12 protein-coding genes are annotated in these 14,283 nt (G+C 69.9%); 6 read left to right on the forward strand and 6 right to left on the reverse strand.

Annotation, left to right across the window (positions count from 1 at the left end; translation table 11 throughout):
* Nucleotide 1 precedes the first annotated feature (1 nt).
* The gene (locus tag ABZ898_RS17755) at nt 2-1,369 is read right to left on the reverse strand and encodes a lectin (protein ID WP_361659071.1); all 1,368 of its coding nucleotides are present in this window, start codon (nt 1,367-1,369) and stop codon (nt 2-4) included.
* A 321-nt stretch (nt 1,370-1,690) separates the two neighbouring features.
* On the opposite strand from ABZ898_RS17755, the gene ABZ898_RS17760 reads away from it, so the two are divergent.
* Both ABZ898_RS17760 and ABZ898_RS17765 read left to right on the forward strand, forming a co-directional pair.
* Nucleotides 1,691-4,087 (forward strand): SpoIIE family protein phosphatase, encoded by a 2,397-nt coding sequence (locus tag ABZ898_RS17760; protein ID WP_361659074.1) that lies wholly within the window; start codon nt 1,691-1,693, stop codon nt 4,085-4,087.
* A gap of 40 nt (nt 4,088-4,127) precedes the next feature.
* Nucleotides 4,128-4,352 carry an alpha/beta hydrolase gene (locus ABZ898_RS17765; protein WP_361659077.1) on the forward strand — a complete coding sequence of 75 codons (225 nt, stop codon included), beginning with the start codon at nt 4,128-4,130 and terminating at the stop codon, nt 4,350-4,352.
* Here ABZ898_RS17765 and ABZ898_RS17770 read toward each other — a convergent pair.
* Entirely contained in the window at nt 4,336-5,382 is a 1,047-nt protein-coding gene (locus tag ABZ898_RS17770; RefSeq protein ID WP_361659080.1) for a helix-turn-helix transcriptional regulator, read from the reverse strand. The genes ABZ898_RS17765 and ABZ898_RS17770 overlap by 17 nt on opposite strands.
* Nucleotides 5,383-5,476: 94 nt before the next feature.
* Between ABZ898_RS17770 and ABZ898_RS17775 the strand changes: the two genes are divergently transcribed.
* Entirely contained in the window at nt 5,477-5,908 is a 432-nt protein-coding gene (locus ABZ898_RS17775; RefSeq protein ID WP_361659083.1) for a VOC family protein, read from the forward strand.
* A gap of 91 nt (nt 5,909-5,999) precedes the next feature.
* Here ABZ898_RS17775 and ABZ898_RS17780 read toward each other — a convergent pair whose 3' ends face one another.
* Nucleotides 6,000-7,076, reverse strand: a complete 1,077-nt coding sequence (locus ABZ898_RS17780) for an NAD(P)-dependent alcohol dehydrogenase (RefSeq protein ID WP_361659085.1) — start codon at nt 7,074-7,076, stop codon at nt 6,000-6,002.
* Nucleotides 7,077-7,406: 330 nt separating this feature from the next.
* On the opposite strand from ABZ898_RS17780, the gene ABZ898_RS17785 reads away from it, so the two are divergent.
* The 3 genes from ABZ898_RS17785 to ABZ898_RS17795 all read left to right on the forward strand — a co-directional run bounded on the left by ABZ898_RS17785 (nt 7,407) and on the right by ABZ898_RS17795 (nt 11,787).
* Nucleotides 7,407-7,934, forward strand: a complete 528-nt coding sequence (locus ABZ898_RS17785; RefSeq protein ID WP_361659088.1) for a YbhB/YbcL family Raf kinase inhibitor-like protein — start codon at nt 7,407-7,409, stop codon at nt 7,932-7,934.
* A gap of 123 nt (nt 7,935-8,057) precedes the next feature.
* Nucleotides 8,058-9,434: an NADP-dependent succinic semialdehyde dehydrogenase gene (locus ABZ898_RS17790; RefSeq protein ID WP_361659091.1), complete on the forward strand. Its 1,377-nt coding sequence runs from the start codon at nt 8,058-8,060 to the stop codon at nt 9,432-9,434.
* On the forward strand, nt 9,427-11,787 hold the full coding sequence (locus ABZ898_RS17795; RefSeq protein WP_361659094.1) for an FUSC family protein: 2,361 nt from the start codon (nt 9,427-9,429) through the stop codon (nt 11,785-11,787). Before ABZ898_RS17790 ends, ABZ898_RS17795 begins: the two co-directional genes overlap by 8 nt.
* On the opposite strand, the gene ABZ898_RS17800 is transcribed toward ABZ898_RS17795, so the two are convergent.
* From ABZ898_RS17800 to ABZ898_RS17810, 3 genes are all read right to left on the reverse strand, one after another.
* Nucleotides 11,745-12,161, reverse strand: coding sequence for an SRPBCC family protein (locus ABZ898_RS17800; protein ID WP_361659097.1), 417 nt, complete (start codon nt 12,159-12,161; stop codon nt 11,745-11,747). The two genes, ABZ898_RS17795 and ABZ898_RS17800, sit on opposite strands and share 43 nt — an antisense overlap.
* 72 nt (nt 12,162-12,233) lie before the next feature.
* Nucleotides 12,234-13,244: an aldo/keto reductase gene (locus ABZ898_RS17805; protein WP_361659100.1), complete on the reverse strand. Its 1,011-nt coding sequence runs from the start codon at nt 13,242-13,244 to the stop codon at nt 12,234-12,236.
* A 49-nt stretch (nt 13,245-13,293) separates the two neighbouring features.
* The gene (locus ABZ898_RS17810; RefSeq protein WP_361659103.1) at nt 13,294-13,989 is read right to left on the reverse strand and encodes a type 1 glutamine amidotransferase domain-containing protein; all 696 of its coding nucleotides are present in this window, start codon (nt 13,987-13,989) and stop codon (nt 13,294-13,296) included.
* Between the last annotated feature and the right edge of the window lie 294 nt (nt 13,990-14,283).

The following is a 14,283-nucleotide window of genomic DNA, read 5'->3' on the forward strand; positions in this document are numbered from 1 at the left end:
GTCAGCCGGTGTACTTGGCGAAGATGCCGGTGAACTGCCAGGCGCTCTGGGCCACACCCGAGCACGTGTCGTCGTTGGGGTAGCCGCCGGGGCAGGGCCGGTCGCGGTTGGCCGACCAGAACGTGAGGCGGGCGAGGTGGTGCTGCTGCGCGTAGCCGAGGATGGTCTGGAAGTCGGCGGGGGTGACGGTCTCGTTGTCGTCGGTGATCCCGTTCATGGACGAGATGCCCATGCCGCGGTACGCCTGGTCGTCGCTGTATCCGTAGGCGCTCTTGAGGGCGTTCTTCAGCCCCTCGGCCGCCCTGGTGGTGAGCGTCCCCATGTTCTGTCCCGCACCGCCGAAGTCGAACGGCATGATGGTCCAGCTGTCCACGGTGAGGCCGGAGTTGGCGGCCTTCTTGATCAGGCTCGTGTCGGGCCCGGACTGCCCGGTGCCGATGGTGACGTACACCTTGATGCCGGGGTTGTTCGCCTTGACCGTCTTGAGCGCGTCCACGGTGCGCTGCTGCACGGTGGCGTTGCTGTACGCGTCGGCCTCGAGGTCGATGTCGATGGCCTTGAGCCGGTAGGCGTCGATGACCTTCTGGTACGCGCCGGCCAGTGCCGAGGCGCTGGTGCAGGAGCTCTCCAGCTTGTTGCCGCTGTAGCCGCCGAACGAGGGGATGACGTCCCCGCCCGCGCCCCGCACGGTGTTGATCGTCTGCTGGTCGATGCCGCCGGTCAGTGGACGGCCGCCGTCCCACTGCGGGTTGCAGGTGCCGTTGCTGAGGACGAAGGCGAGCGTGAACCACTTGACGCCGGTGGCGTTCATGATCGTGGTCGGATTGGGCGGGCTGCCCCAGCCGTTGTAGAGGTACGGGGCGACGGCCATCGGCGCCGCGGCGGGAGGAGTGCCGCCGCCGGTGGGCGCGGTCCACTTCTGGTTGGCCGCGCCGGTGCAGCTCCAGATCTGGACGGGCGTGCCGTTGGCGGAGGTGTTGCCGGTGACGTCCGCGCACTTGCCGGACTGCCGGCCGACGAGGTCGCGGGCCGCGGAGACGGTCCACTGCTGGTTGGCACCGCCGGAGCAGTCCCACAGCTGGAGCCTGGCCCCGTTGGCCGTTGAACTTCCAGTGACGTCGAGGCACTTGCCGAGCGCGCGGACCGTGCCGTCGGTTCCGACCGTCCACTGCTGGGCGTTGGTGCCGTTGCAGTCGTAGAGCTGGACGGCCGTGCCGTTGGCGGAGTCGGCTCCCGCCACGTCGAGGCACTTGCCGCCGAGTCCGGTGATGGTGCCGGTGGCCGCGGCGGCCGGAGTCACGGTCAGCGCGGAGGCCGACGCCGTGAGCAGTGCGGCAGCGAGCACGCCGCGCAGGGCGGATCTGGGCATGGGGTTCACAGCCTTTCGAGGGAGGCCGTCAGTGGGGGGCAAGCCGTTCAGGTACATGAACAGCGTTTGTATTCATGAAGCTGTGGCGAACGGGAACCTAAAGGTCCAGACCTGGGCCGTCAAGAGTTGATGCCGAAAAGGGCTGCGACGAGTGCGTCGGAGCAAGGTGTTGAACACACGTGGCCGGCGTCCGGAGCCGGATCTTGCCCGGCACGGCGCCCGATCGTCGGCGCCGCACGCCTGCGGCGTACCGCGAAAGCGCCCCCACCTCCCTGGACGTACGGTGGGAAGAACGCGGGGGCGCCGAGCCGGAGGAGCGGTATGGGCGGGAGCAGCGCCGGTGCCGGGCAGTACGTGTTCTCGTTCGCCGGTGTGGCGACCGCGGTCCTCGACGAACGGGGCACCGTGCTGCGCTGGTCGCAGGCGGCCGCGGACCTGGTGGGCCGTACCGCCGAGGAGGTGTGCGGGCGCCCCGTGCGTGAGCTGCTCGCCCGCGACTGCCCGGACACCGGCGACGACGGCGCCCTCCCGGCCGACGGCTCCGCCCTGCTCCGCCACCGGACCGGGCGCGCGGTCGCCGTCAGCTACCGCGTCCTCGGCACCGAGCCCGACGCGGAAGCCCTGGTGCTGGCCGCCCCCGCCCATCGCGTGAGCCGCTGGCAGGCCGACGCCAACGTGCTGCGCGCCCTGCTGTCGCAGGACCGCATCGGCGTCGGCATGCACGACGTGGATCTCACCGTCGTGTGGACCACCATCACGCCCCGGATGTTCGGCGGAGCCGCCCTGCCGCGGGGCAGCCGACTGACGGACGTGGCGACCCTGCGGGACGCCAAGTCCGTGGAGGAAGGGCTGCGCCGGGTGCTGGAGACCGGCGAGCCGCTGATCGGCAGGACGCTGTACACGCGCTCCGCCGGGGACGGCGACCGGTTCCAGCTCCTGTCCCTGTGCGCCTTCCGCGTCGAGGACGACACCGGCGCCCCCGCCGGTGTCGTCACCTTGTTCGCAGACACCCCGGAACAGCAGCGGGTCCGCCGCAGGCTCGACCTGCTGCACACCGCCGCCGACCGGATCGGGGGCTCCCTCGACGTCACCCGCACCGCGCGCGACCTGATGGACGTCCTCGTCCCCGACCTCGGGGACGTCGGCTGGGCCGACCTCGCCGACGCCGTGCTCGGCACCGACGAACCGCCCGGCACCCGCGGCGGGGAGGATCTGCACCTGCGGCGCATCACCGTGGCCCCCGAGGACGGCACCAGCACCCTCTTCCAGCCCGGCGAGCCGATCCCGCGGCTGCCGTACTCGGCCGAGCTGGGCGACATCCGGCGCGGCCGGCCGGTCCTGCTGGACCCGGACACCGTGGCGAGCGTCCTCGGCGATCCGACGCCGGCGCACCGCTTCGTGCCGGAACACGGCCACTCCGGCCTGTGGGCTCCGCTGTTCGCGCGCGGACTGGTGCTCGGCTCCGTCACCGTGTGGCGCACCGGTGACCGCGAGCCCTTCGAGCCGGAGGACGCCGAACTGCTCGCGGAGATCGCCTCGCGGGCCGCGCTCGGTGTCGACAACGCGCGCCGCTACACCCGCGAACGCCGCACGGCGCTCACCCTCCAGCGGCGGCTGCTGCCCCCCGCCACCACGGAGAGCCCGGCAGCCGAGACCGCGGGCATCTACCTCCCGGCGGGCGGCGGCGCCGAGATCAGCGGCGACTGGTACGACGTGATCGTGCTGCCCTCCTTCCGGGTCGCCCTCGTCGCCGGGGACGTCGCCGGACACGGGCTGAACGCCACCGCTGCGATGGGCGGCCTGCGCTCCGCCGTCCGCACCCTCGCCGACCTGGAACTCGACCCCTCCGAACTCCTCACCCACCTCGACGACCTGGTCCGCCGGCTCGGCCGGGACTCCGAGTGGGGCAATCCGGAGGGCGCCACCTGCCTGTACGTCGTCTACGATCCCGTCGCCCGCCGCTGCTCCGCGGCCGGGGCGGGACATCCGCCGCCCGTCGTGGTCCGCCCCGACGGCACCTCACGGGTGCTCCGCTTCACACCGGGGCCGCCGCTCGGCGTGGGCGGCATGCCCTTCGAGACCGTCACCGCGGACGTGGAGCCCGACAGCGTCCTCGCGCTGTACACCAACGGGCTCCTGGAGCAGTACGACGGCGATCTGAACGCGGGGCTGCGCTGGCTCACCCAGCGGGTCGCCACCTCGTGCGGGCCCGGCCGGAGCGTGGCGGACGCCGGCCGGCTGCTGGGGGCGGACCTCGGCCAGAACCCGCCCCGCGACGACATCGCGCTGCTGCTCGCCCGGGCCCGCGCCATCCCCGACGAGGCCATCGCCCACTGGGAGTTCGGTGCCGACGAGGCCGTCGTGGCCGACGCCCGCCGGGCCGCCCGGGAGCAGCTCACCGCCTGGGGACTGGAGGAGCTGGCGTTCACCACCGAACTGATCGTCAGCGAACTGGTCACGAACGCCGTGTGCCACGCCGGGGCCCCGGTGGGACTCCGGCTGATCCGCGACGACGTCCTGGTCTGCGAGGTCACCGACCCCAGCAACACCCAGCCCCGGCTGAGGCGGGCGGTCTGGAGCGACGAGGGCGGGCGCGGACTCTTCCTCGTCGCCCAGCTCTCCACCCGATGGGGCAGCCGCTACGGCCACCGCGGCAAGGCCATCTGGTCCGAACAGCCACTCCAGCCCCGGGAGGTGGACTTCGAGGCATTGGCGTGAGAGGGCCGGCGTCCGGCGAGGGGTGCCGCCCGTACCCCCTATGACCCCCATCCCTCTCAGGTACTGCGCACCGGCTTTCTCAGGGTCGGGGGCCGGCGCGTTCGGCGCCTACCGGGACGGCCTGGAGATCTACCGCCGCGCGGCCTCCAAGGGCAAGGAGCTGGTCGTCGCGGAAGGCTTCTCCCACTACGACCTGTACGACCAGCCCGAGCCGGTCAAGATCGCCCTGGACGCCCTGGTGCCGTTCTTCAAGAAGTTCCTCTGAGGTTCCGCAGGTACGCGGCCGGAGTGCTTCCGTAAGAGGACTTGAAGTGCCGGATGAAATGGCTGGCGTCCGAGAACTGCCAGCGCGCGGCGATCTCGGAGATCCTCGCGGCACTGCCCAGCCGCAGGAGGTCCGCGTGCGCGCGCTGCAGTCGCTGACGGCGGACGAAAGCCATGACCGTGTCGTTCGAATCGGCGAATGAGCGCTGCAAGGTGCGGAGCGACACTCCGACGGCCTGAGCCACCATGGCGGGAGACAGATCACCGCTGTCGAGATTCTTCTGGACGAAGTTTCTGGCCGCCGCCATGGTGGCATCGGGAAAATCATGTACAGCGGTCTCGGGCCTGGCGCAGAGCATGCCCGAGAAGATGGCGGTACACGCATTGAGCGCGAGGGCCTGGGCCGCGGCCGAGCGGGCCAGGTCCTCGCTGCTTTTCTCGACCGCTTCCAGGAAGTTCAGCAGGAAGCGTACTTCCGGTGTTCTGACGTCCGCGACGTAAGCCTCGTTCATCGTTCCCGGGGAAGCGGTGCGCGGGAACACGAGGTCTCTGGGCACTCTCACCACGCGTACGCGGGTCGCGGGCGCGCAGACGAATTCCCAGGACGCCCTGGTGTCCCGTACACAGATGCGGCCCGGTGTGACCGTGTGCGACGCCCGCTCGCTCCGGAACAGGATCTCCCCGGCGGTCACCAAGTCCGCCACGACCGGGTCCTGTTCGCGGTCGGCTCCCGAGATACCGGTCAGGGAGTCGCAGTAGGCCCTGATGGACAGCAGGTCATCGAAATGGTGGCCGTCGGCCAGGAACCGGAACCCGTTGCGCGCGTCCGGCTCCGGGATGGCCAGACGCGCCAGATGGGAGAGGGGGCCTCCCTCCCAGGCCCGGACAATGTGCTCCGTGCGGTCGATCTGCTGCGCGGAGAGATGTATGGCGGAACGGAAATCCGTCCCGCTGCCATGACGGTCGATCACCTGAGCCTCATCTCGGCTGCCGCACAACCGGGCGGAGCGAATACGCCGGTTGCTGCTCACTTCCCCTGCGAGTAGTTTGAAAATCGGTCAGAAAGAAGTCATATTCCTTCCGCCTTACCGGATTCGCCACTCTGTCGCCCATGGGAGGTTTCCAGTGAGTCAGAACACCGCCCCCACCATCAATGGGGTCCACCACCTGTCCTTCACCGTCGCCGACCTGGACAGCAGCCTGGGCTGGTACCAGAAGCTGTTCGGCGCCGACCGGGTCGACCACAAGTTCGTGCATCTCGGTGCCGAGGACACGGGATACGGAATTCTGCTCGTCACCCCGGTCTCCGGCGTCGTCATCGGCCTGCACACCAACACCGCCAACAAAGGGGAGAAGTTCGACGAGGCGCGTACCGGACTGGACCATGTCTCGTTCCAGGTGAGCGCCCGCGAGGACCTGGAGACCTGGGCGGCCTGGCTGGACGAGCTGGGCATCGCGCACACCGGAATCCGGGACGAGACCGAGCCCTTCGCCTACTCCACCCTCGTCTTCCGCGACCCCGACGACATCCAGCTCGAGTTCGTCGCCGTCGGATGACCCTCGACGCCCCGTCGTCTCGGCACGCTGATGAGCCTGCCGAGACGATGCCGAGGGCGCGCAGGACCGGGGTCCTGCGGAGGACCGCTGTCTAGTCGTCGAAGGTGACGACCAGGCGGCCGACCACGTCACCTCGCCCCAGGGCTTCCAGATGCTCGTTGATGTCCTCGAGCTTGACCTTGGTGACGTTGTGCTTCACGAGGTCCTTCTCGGTCAGCGCGAGCACCTCGCTGAGATTCTCGTGGTTGGCCCAGAAGGAGCCCATGTAGGTGCGCTCGGTGCCCACGAAGGGGAACTGGGCGATCTCCACATGATGGCTCATCAGCCCGACGCTCGCGACGACACCCTCGGGGCCGAGCAGGGCGAACGCCATCGGGATGGACTGCTCGCTGCCGACGCAGTCCAGGACGGCGTCGAAGGTCCGGCTGCCGGTCAGGTCCTCCAGCTCGTTCTGGATGGCCTCGGTCGACTTGTCCCGGATGTTGATCACGTAGTCGGCGCCGTTCTCCTTCGCCACGTCGAGCTTGTTGTCGGAGCGGGCCAGCGCCACGACGGTCGCGCCGGCACCGAGCAGCTTCGCGTACTGGATGCCGTAGCTGCCGAGACCGCCGATGCCCGTGACGCCCACGACCCGGCCGGGGCCGACCTTGCCGGTGTCCCGGAGCTTCTTCATCGCCCGGTACGGAGTGACGCCCGCGTCGGTCATCGGGGCGAGGAGCTCGGGCTGCTTCGCGGCTTCCTCGGAGACCGGAATGGCGTGGTTGAACTGCACCGGCATGTACTCGGCGAACCCGCCCTGCGGGCCGAATCCGACCCACCGGCCGTTGCCGCTGCAGAGCTGTTCGTTGCCCTCCCGGCACTGGCGGCATGTGCCGTCGCCCCAGCTCGGATTGACGACCACCATGTCACCCACGGCGTAGTCGACCGAGTCCGGGACGTCGCTGCCCATCTTGACCACGCGACCCGCGACCTCGTGCCCCGGAATGTAGGGGAAGTCCACGGGGAACGGGTCCTTGAAGTAGCCGTCGACGAGCTGGTAGTCGCTGCGGCACACACCGGCCGCGGCGACTTTGATCAGGATCTCGTCCGGCCCCGGTTCGGGTACGGGCACCTCTTCGATCCGAAGCGGTTCGTTGTACCCGTGCATCCGCGCTGCGCGCATGTTCATGTGGGTGGCCACCTTTCTCTCGGTGTGAGCGGTGTGCGTGACCGGCCGACGTCTCTGTGTCGTTCCGCCGCGTTGGCCCCCGTCACCAGAATCCGGCACTTCTTCTTGATCGTGCAACCGGGAGACGGCGCGCGGATACGGGATCGTATATGCGCGCCAAAAAGCCCCGCCAAAAGGCGGGGGGGGAGAGATTGAACCTGCTCTGTCAACCGCCTCACCCGGCGCCCGGATTGCCGAGCGACTGAGCTGCTCCTAGCGTTGCATGGTGGCGGGCGTGGCCCTGATTCCGCCCGGCGTCATGATCCCCTGATATCCATGCGAGGGATTGTCGTGATCAAGCCTTACGGTCCGTACGACCACAACCCGCCCATTCCGTCGTTCTCGCTCACCTCGCGCTCCGTGGCCGACGGCCGGCCGCTGGCCCGCGAGCACGTGAGCGGCATACTGGGGGCAGGGGGATCGGACGTCTCCCCGCAGCTGAGCTGGTCCGGCTTCCCGGAGGAGACGCGCAGCTTCACGGTCGCCATGTTCGACCCCGACGTGCCCACCGCCTCGGGTTTCTGGCACTGGGCCGTGGCCAATCTGCCCGCCTCCGTGACCGATCTCCCCGCGGGTGCCGGAGACGGACGCGATCTGCCGGGCGGTGCGGTCACCCTGGCCAATGACGCCGGACACCGGAGGTACCTGGGGCCGGCGACACCCCCGGGCAACGGACCGGACCGCTATTTCCTCGTCGTGCACGCCGTCGATGTCGAGGAACTGGACGTGTCCGACACGACGACTCCGGCACTCATGGACTTTCTTCTGTTCACCCACGCGATCGCGCGGGCCACCATGTACTGCACCTACGAGCGCTGAATGAATGGAACGGCAGCGACGCGTTCATGGAATCCGGGTGCCATTTCCCGGCAGGAATTCTCGGAATTTCCCTGTAGTTCCCCCGGAGTTGCTGTCATTATCCCCCGCTCGTACGCTGCTGATATGGGCATCGCATCGACGAATCCAGCCACGGGTGAGGTCTTCGAGAGATTCGATGAACTGACCGAGGAGCAGCTGGAGGACAAGCTCGCGCGTGCCGCCGCCGCGGCCGAGTCGTACCGGCTCACGAGCATCGACGACAGGGCGGCCTGGCTGCGGGCCGCCGCCGACCGTCTGGAGAGCGAGGCGGACACGGTCGCCGCGCTGATCGTCTCGGAGATGGGCAAGACCCTCCGGGCGGCCCGCGCCGAAGTGGCCAAGTGCGTGGCCGGACTGCGCTTCTACGCCGAGCGCGGCCCCGCGTTCCTGCGCGATGTCGCGGGGGACGGCGAGAGCGTCGGCGCGCGGAGCACGTACGTGACGTACCAGCCCATCGGCGCCGTGCTCGCGGTGATGCCGTGGAACCTGCCGCTCTGGCAGGCCATGCGGTTCGCCGCCCCCGCGCTGATGGCGGGCAACGTGGGCCTGCTCAAGCACGCCTCCAACGTGCCGCAGTGCGCCCTGTACATGGAGCGGCTGTTCCGCGAGGCGGGCTTCCCCGACGACGTCTTCCAGACCCTGCTGATCTCGTCGGGCAAGGTGGAGCAGGTGCTGCGGGACCCGCGCGTCGCGGCCGCGACCCTGACGGGCAGTGAACCCGCGGGACGCTCGGTGGCCTCCATCGCGGGCGACGAGATCAAGAAGGTCGTCCTCGAACTCGGCGGCTCGGACCCCTTCATCGTCATGCCGTCCGCGGACATCGAGCGGGCCACGGACGTCGCGGTCACGGCCCGCACACTGAACAACGGGCAGTCCTGCATCAACGGCAAACGCTTCTTCGTGCACGAGGACATCGCCGACGCGTTCGTCGAGAGATTCGTGGCCAAGATGGGGGCGCTCGTCCTGGGCGACCCCATGGACCAGGACACGGACATCGGGCCGCTCGCGACCGAGTCCGGGCGGCAGGACGTCGAGGACTACGTCGCGGACGCCGTCGGCAAGGGCGCGACCGTGCTGGCCGGCGGCGAACGGCCCGACCGGCCGGGCTGGTACTACCCGCCCACGGTCCTGGCGGACATCACCCCGGAGATGAGGATGTACCACGAGGAGGTGTTCGGCCCCGTGGCGCAGGTGTTCGTCGTCTCCTCACTGGAGGAGGCCCTGCGAGAGGCCAACGGCCACCCCTACGGGCTCGGTTCCAACCTCTGGAGCGAGGACGAGGCGGAACGCGCCACCTTCGTGCGCGACGTCGAGTCCGGCATGGCCTTCATCAACGGCCACACCACCAGCTACCCGGAGATCCCCTTCGGCGGGGTCAAGCGCAGCGGTTACGGCCGGGAACTGTCCGACCTCGGGATGCGCGAGTTCATGAACGCCAAGACGGTATGGGTCGGTGAGTGACCTCACGCGAGCCCTGAGCGGCGTGCCGACGTGGCTGCGCGCCCACGACCCGGGGCTGTCCGCCCTGCGCCGGTCCCTGCGCGCCGCGGTCCTGACACCCTCGCTGCTCGCCGTCACCTACCTCGGCCTGGGCCGGCCGGCCGTCGCGATCTTCGCCGCCTTCGGCTCACTGGTCCTCACCCTGTTCGTCGACTTCGCCGGCCCGGTCCGCGAACGCGTCGCGGCACAGACGGCGTTGCTCGCCGCCACCACGGCCATAACCTGCCTGGGCAGTCTGGCCGGCCGGACCGCCTGGCTCGCCGGCACGGTGACCTTCGCGATCGCGTTCTGCGTCCTGTTCTCCGGCATCGTCAGCTCCGCCCTGACCGGCGCCACCACATCGCTCCTGTTCGCCTACATCCTGCCGGTGACGCTGGGCGGCCCCCTGGACGCGATCCCGGAGCGCGTCATCGGATGGGCGCTGGGCGGCGTGCTCTCCGTCCTAGCCGTCGCCTTCATGTGGCCAGTGCCGGTGCGCGAGCCGCTGCGCACCGCCGGTGCGCGCGCCTGCGCCCTGCTCGGCCGCAGGCTGCGTGTCGAGGTCGACTGCGTCTCGGACCCGGCCGCGCACGAACAGGCCCTCGGCGACGCCGTCCGGGAGGCGGAGGAGAGCCTCGACGGACTGCGCAAGACCTTCTACGGCACGCCGTACCGGCCGACCGGACTGTCCATGTCGGCGCGTGCCGTGGTGCGGCTGGTGGACCAGGTGATCTGGCTCGGCTCCGTCCTGGAACAGGAGCCGCCGCGCAACGACGACCCGGTGAGCCAGATGGTGGTGTGCGAGGTCAAACTCGCCACGGCGGACCTGCTGGAGCAGAGCGCGGCACGGCTGGAGGCGGACGCTCCGGTGCCGCACGATCTGGAATCCCTCGTCGCCCGGCTCGAAGCGGCCCGGGTGAGGCTGGAGGAGTCCATGGTCGGGCTCCTGCCGACGCAGTCCGCCGTTCCACTGGCCCGGGCCGGCCCCGGATGGGTCCCGGCCACCGGCCCCGGGCCCACCGACGCGCTGCTCGGTTCGCTGGAGCCCAGTTTCCGCGCGCAGAACATGAGCTTCGTCGTCCGCGCCATCGCGGGCGACATCGACCTCGCCGTGACGGCGCGGCAGCGCAGCTGGCGGCATCGGCTGCTGGGGCGCCGCCCGCCGGGGTACGACTCCGCGCTGTCCTCGGCGCGGGAACGCCTCGCGTCCCACCTGAGCCGCAACTCCGTCTGGCTCCACAACAGTCTGCGCGGTGGCGCCGCGCTGAGCCTGGCGGTCGTCATCGCCCACCTGACGGGACTGGACCACGCCTTCTGGGTGGTCTCCGGCACGCTCGCCGTGCTGCGGTCCAACGCCGTGAGCACGGGGCAGACCGTGCAACGCGCCCTGGCCGGCACGGTGATCGGCTTCGCCGTGGGCGTGGCGCTCATCCTGGCGCTGGGCGACCATCCCGTCTTCCTGTGGCTGCTCCTTCCCGTGGCGATCACCCTCGTGGGGCTGGAGTCGGCCGTCGCGGCGTACACCGCCGGACAGGCCGGGTTCACCGTCGTGCTGCTGGTCCTCTTCAGCATCATCGCCCCCGAGGGCTGGCAGCTCGGGCTGGTCAGGATCCAGGACGTGGCCCTGGGGTGCGCCGTCAGCCTGGTGGTCGGTCTGCTGTTCTGGCCCCTGGGCGCCGCCGCCGCACTGCGCCGGGTGCTGTGCGAGTCCTTCTGCGACGGCGCGCGGTACCTGCGCAGCGCCGTCGTGACCGGGATGACGCGCTGCGACGGAGCGGGGAGGCCGGTCCCGGACTCCCTCGACGAGGACCGGCGGCGCGCGCAGGCCGCCGCCCGGCGGCTCGACGACGCCTTCCGCGAATACCTCGCCGAACGCGGCGCCAAGCGCCTCCCGCTGGCGGACGCGGCCGCGCTCGTCGACGCGGTCGCCATCATGCGGCTGACCGCCGACGCCGTCATCGACCTGTGGTCGCGCGCGGGCCGTGCCCCGGCGGACGGCCGGGCCACGGCCGGTGGCGAGATCCTCGCGTCCTGCGAGTCGGTCGCCTCGTGGTTCGAGTCCGCGGGCCGGGCGCTGGCGGGTGACGGTGCCGCGCCCGGCCCTCCGGTCAGCCGGCCGGTGGCCGAGGCGGCACTTCAGGAGAGCGTCCGCCGCGATCTGCGGACGGGCACGGAACAGAGCACGGCGACGGCCGTACGCATGGTCTGGACGGCCGACCACCTCGACACCATGCGCCGCCTCCAGGCGGACATCGAGGGCCCCGTCCGCGCCGCGTCCGCACCGCCTCCGCGTCAGCCCAGAGCCGAGCGCAGGGAGTCCAGGCCGTCGCTGTAGATCCCGGTGAAGAGAGCGACGACGTCGGCGTCCGGGACGTCCCGTGGGGTGAAGCGCCCGGACCACTGCACCTCGCTCACCGCGTCGTTCCCGGCGACGGCCCAGACGCGCAGGGTGGAGAGGTAGTCGGTGACCGGGAAGGGCGCTTCGAGGATGGAGTAGCTGTACGAACGCGCCTCGTCGTCGTACGCGATCAGCCGCTCGACGATGGTCTGCCCCTCCTGGTCGCCGAGCCGTCGCGTACGACCGCCGTCCTCCAGCGTGCTGGAGGGGATGAAGGGGAGCCAGTCCGGCAGCGAGCCGAAGCCGCCGACCAGCCGCCATACGTCGTCCGGGGAGGCCGGCACGATCCGGCTCACCGATGTGGATGCCATGGGCTGTCTCCAAGGTGCGGGAAGGGCGGTGCGTGCACGGGCGGGTGGTGGAGCGGCGGAGGTACCGGCCGCTCAGGCGCCGCCCGGCAGGGGGGCCAGGGGGCTGACGAGATCGGCCGCGCGGAGGTCCCGCCAGAAGTCGAGGGGGATCTCCTCGTTCAGCGCGGAGAGGTCCTCGGTGATGCGGCTGGGTTTCGTCGCGCCGGGGATGACCGCGTCGCTGACGGGATGGGCGAGGGAGAACTGGAGCGCGGCGCCCTTCATCGAGACGCCGTGCCGGTCGGCGATCTCCTTGATGCGCTTGACCCGCGCGACGATCTCCGGGGGAGCGTCCTGGTACTCGAAGTTGGTGCCGCCCGCGAGGATGCCGGAACTGTAGGGGCCGCCCACCACCATGCCGACGTCCTGCTCCTCGGCCGTCGGCAGCAGCCGTTGCAGGGCGTGCGCGTGGTCCAGGAGGGTGTACCGGCCGGCCAGCAGGAAGCCGTCGGGCTGGGGCTCGTCCAGTGCGAGGGTGAGTTCGATGGGCTCGGTGCGGTTGACCCCCAGACCCCAGGCCTTGATGACACCCTCGTCCCGGAGGCGGGACAGCACACGGAAGGCGCCCGTGCGCGCTTCCTCGAACTTGCCGAGCCACAGGTCGCCGTGGAAGTCCTGGGCGATGTCGTGCACCCAGACGATGTCCAGCCGGTCCACTCCGAGGCGTTCCAGACTGCCTTCGATGGAGCGTTCGGTGGCGTCGGCCGTCCAGTCGTGCAGGATCTTGTTGCGCCGTCCATGGGCGAACAGGTCGCCCTTGTCGCCCAGATCGCGCTGACCGGACTCCACCTCGTCGAGAATCACCCGGCCGACTTTCGAGGACAGTACGAACTCGTCGCGCGGTTTCTGCGACAGCAGTTCTCCCAGCCGGATCTCGGCGAGTCCGGCTCCGTACAGCGGGGCCGAGTCGAAATAGCGGATTCCCTGGTTCCAGGCCGCGTCGAGTGTCTCCGACACTTCTTCGTCCGAGACGGCACGGAACATGTTTCCTAGGGGTGCCGTGCCGAATCCGATACGTTCGTTCAGTACATGATCGAGGGCCATACTCGGTTCCTTTACGGGTTTCCGGATTTCCGTGTTTTTGTCGCCCCGCTCAGTCCATGATTTTCAGCATTTCCTCGGCCAGGGGTCCGGACGACGCGGGATTCTGTCCGGTGTAGAGCGTGCGGTCGACCACCGTGTACGGCTCCCACGCGGGGCCGCGTGAGTAATCCGTGGGGAGTTTCTTCAGCTCGTCCTCCAGCAGCCACTTGGCCTTGTCGGCGAAGCCGACGCCGGCTTCCTCCTCGTTGGTGAATCCGGCCACGCGGTAACCGGCGAAGGGGGTTTCCCCGTTCTCGTCGCGGGTGGCGAGGAGCGCTGCCGGGGCGTGGCAGACGATGCCGAGCGGCTTGCCGGACGCCAGCGTCTCGCGCAGCAGCCGAGCCGAGTCCTCGTCCGAGGACAGGTCCTCCATCGGGCCGTGTCCGCCCGGGTAGTACACCGCGTCGAAGTCGTCGATGCTGACTCCGTCGAGGGACACGGGGCGACGCAGTTCCTCCGCGTCCTCGATGGCGGACTCCATCCGCAGGGCACCGTCCTCGCCGCCGTTCATGCTCGGCCGCAGGCTCATGGAGTCCACCACGGGGACGACTCCGCCGGGCGTCGCGACGGTGACCTTGTGGCCGGCCTGGGTGAACGCGGTGTACGGGGCGACGAACTCCTCGGCCCAGTAACCCGTCGGATGCCGGTGGCCGTCCTTCAGTGTCCAGTAGCTCGCGCCGGTCATTACGAAGAGAACGTCAGCCATGAGATTGCTCCTCCGGAGGAGAGGGTGTGAGGAAAAACAGTCCGGTCGCGGCTTCTGCCGGCCCCCCCGCCCAAGCTTACGCCGCACGAGGTCGGGGGCAAGATGAGCCGGGCGCTGACGTCCAATACCCTGGCGCTGTCGTTCGAGTGGGCCGCACGGAATTGAATGGGCGCGCACCGGTCCCTTCCTTTTCCGGAATCCTCGATATAGGAATACCGACACAGTTCCTTGCCCGGGATGCCGGGTGCGCCCGTGTGGGAGGACACTGGGGACCTACGGGGGCTTACGTGTGCG

The sequence above is a fragment of the Streptomyces sp. NPDC046860 genome (assembly GCF_040645115.1).
Classification (GTDB): Bacteria; Actinomycetota; Actinomycetes; order Streptomycetales; family Streptomycetaceae; genus Streptomyces.

Bases quoted from the DNA above. Each gene is read 5' to 3' on its own strand.
- ABZ898_RS17810 (WP_361659103.1), bottom strand. From the start codon at position 13,989: ATGGCTGACGTTCTCTTCGTAATGACCGGCGCGAGCTACTGGACACTG.
- ABZ898_RS17805 (WP_361659100.1), bottom strand. From the start codon at position 13,244: ATGGCCCTCGATCATGTACTGAACGAACGTATCGGATTCGGCACGGCA.
- ABZ898_RS17790 (WP_361659091.1), top strand. From the start codon at position 8,058: ATGGGCATCGCATCGACGAATCCAGCCACGGGTGAGGTCTTCGAGAGA.
- ABZ898_RS17760 (WP_361659074.1), top strand. From the start codon at position 1,691: ATGGGCGGGAGCAGCGCCGGTGCCGGGCAGTACGTGTTCTCGTTCGCC.
- ABZ898_RS17755 (WP_361659071.1), bottom strand. From the start codon at position 1,369: ATGCCCAGATCCGCCCTGCGCGGCGTGCTCGCTGCCGCACTGCTCACG.
- ABZ898_RS17765 (WP_361659077.1), top strand. From the start codon at position 4,128: ATGACCCCCATCCCTCTCAGGTACTGCGCACCGGCTTTCTCAGGGTCG.
- ABZ898_RS17780 (WP_361659085.1), bottom strand. From the start codon at position 7,076: ATGAACATGCGCGCAGCGCGGATGCACGGGTACAACGAACCGCTTCGG.
- ABZ898_RS17800 (WP_361659097.1), bottom strand. From the start codon at position 12,161: ATGGCATCCACATCGGTGAGCCGGATCGTGCCGGCCTCCCCGGACGAC.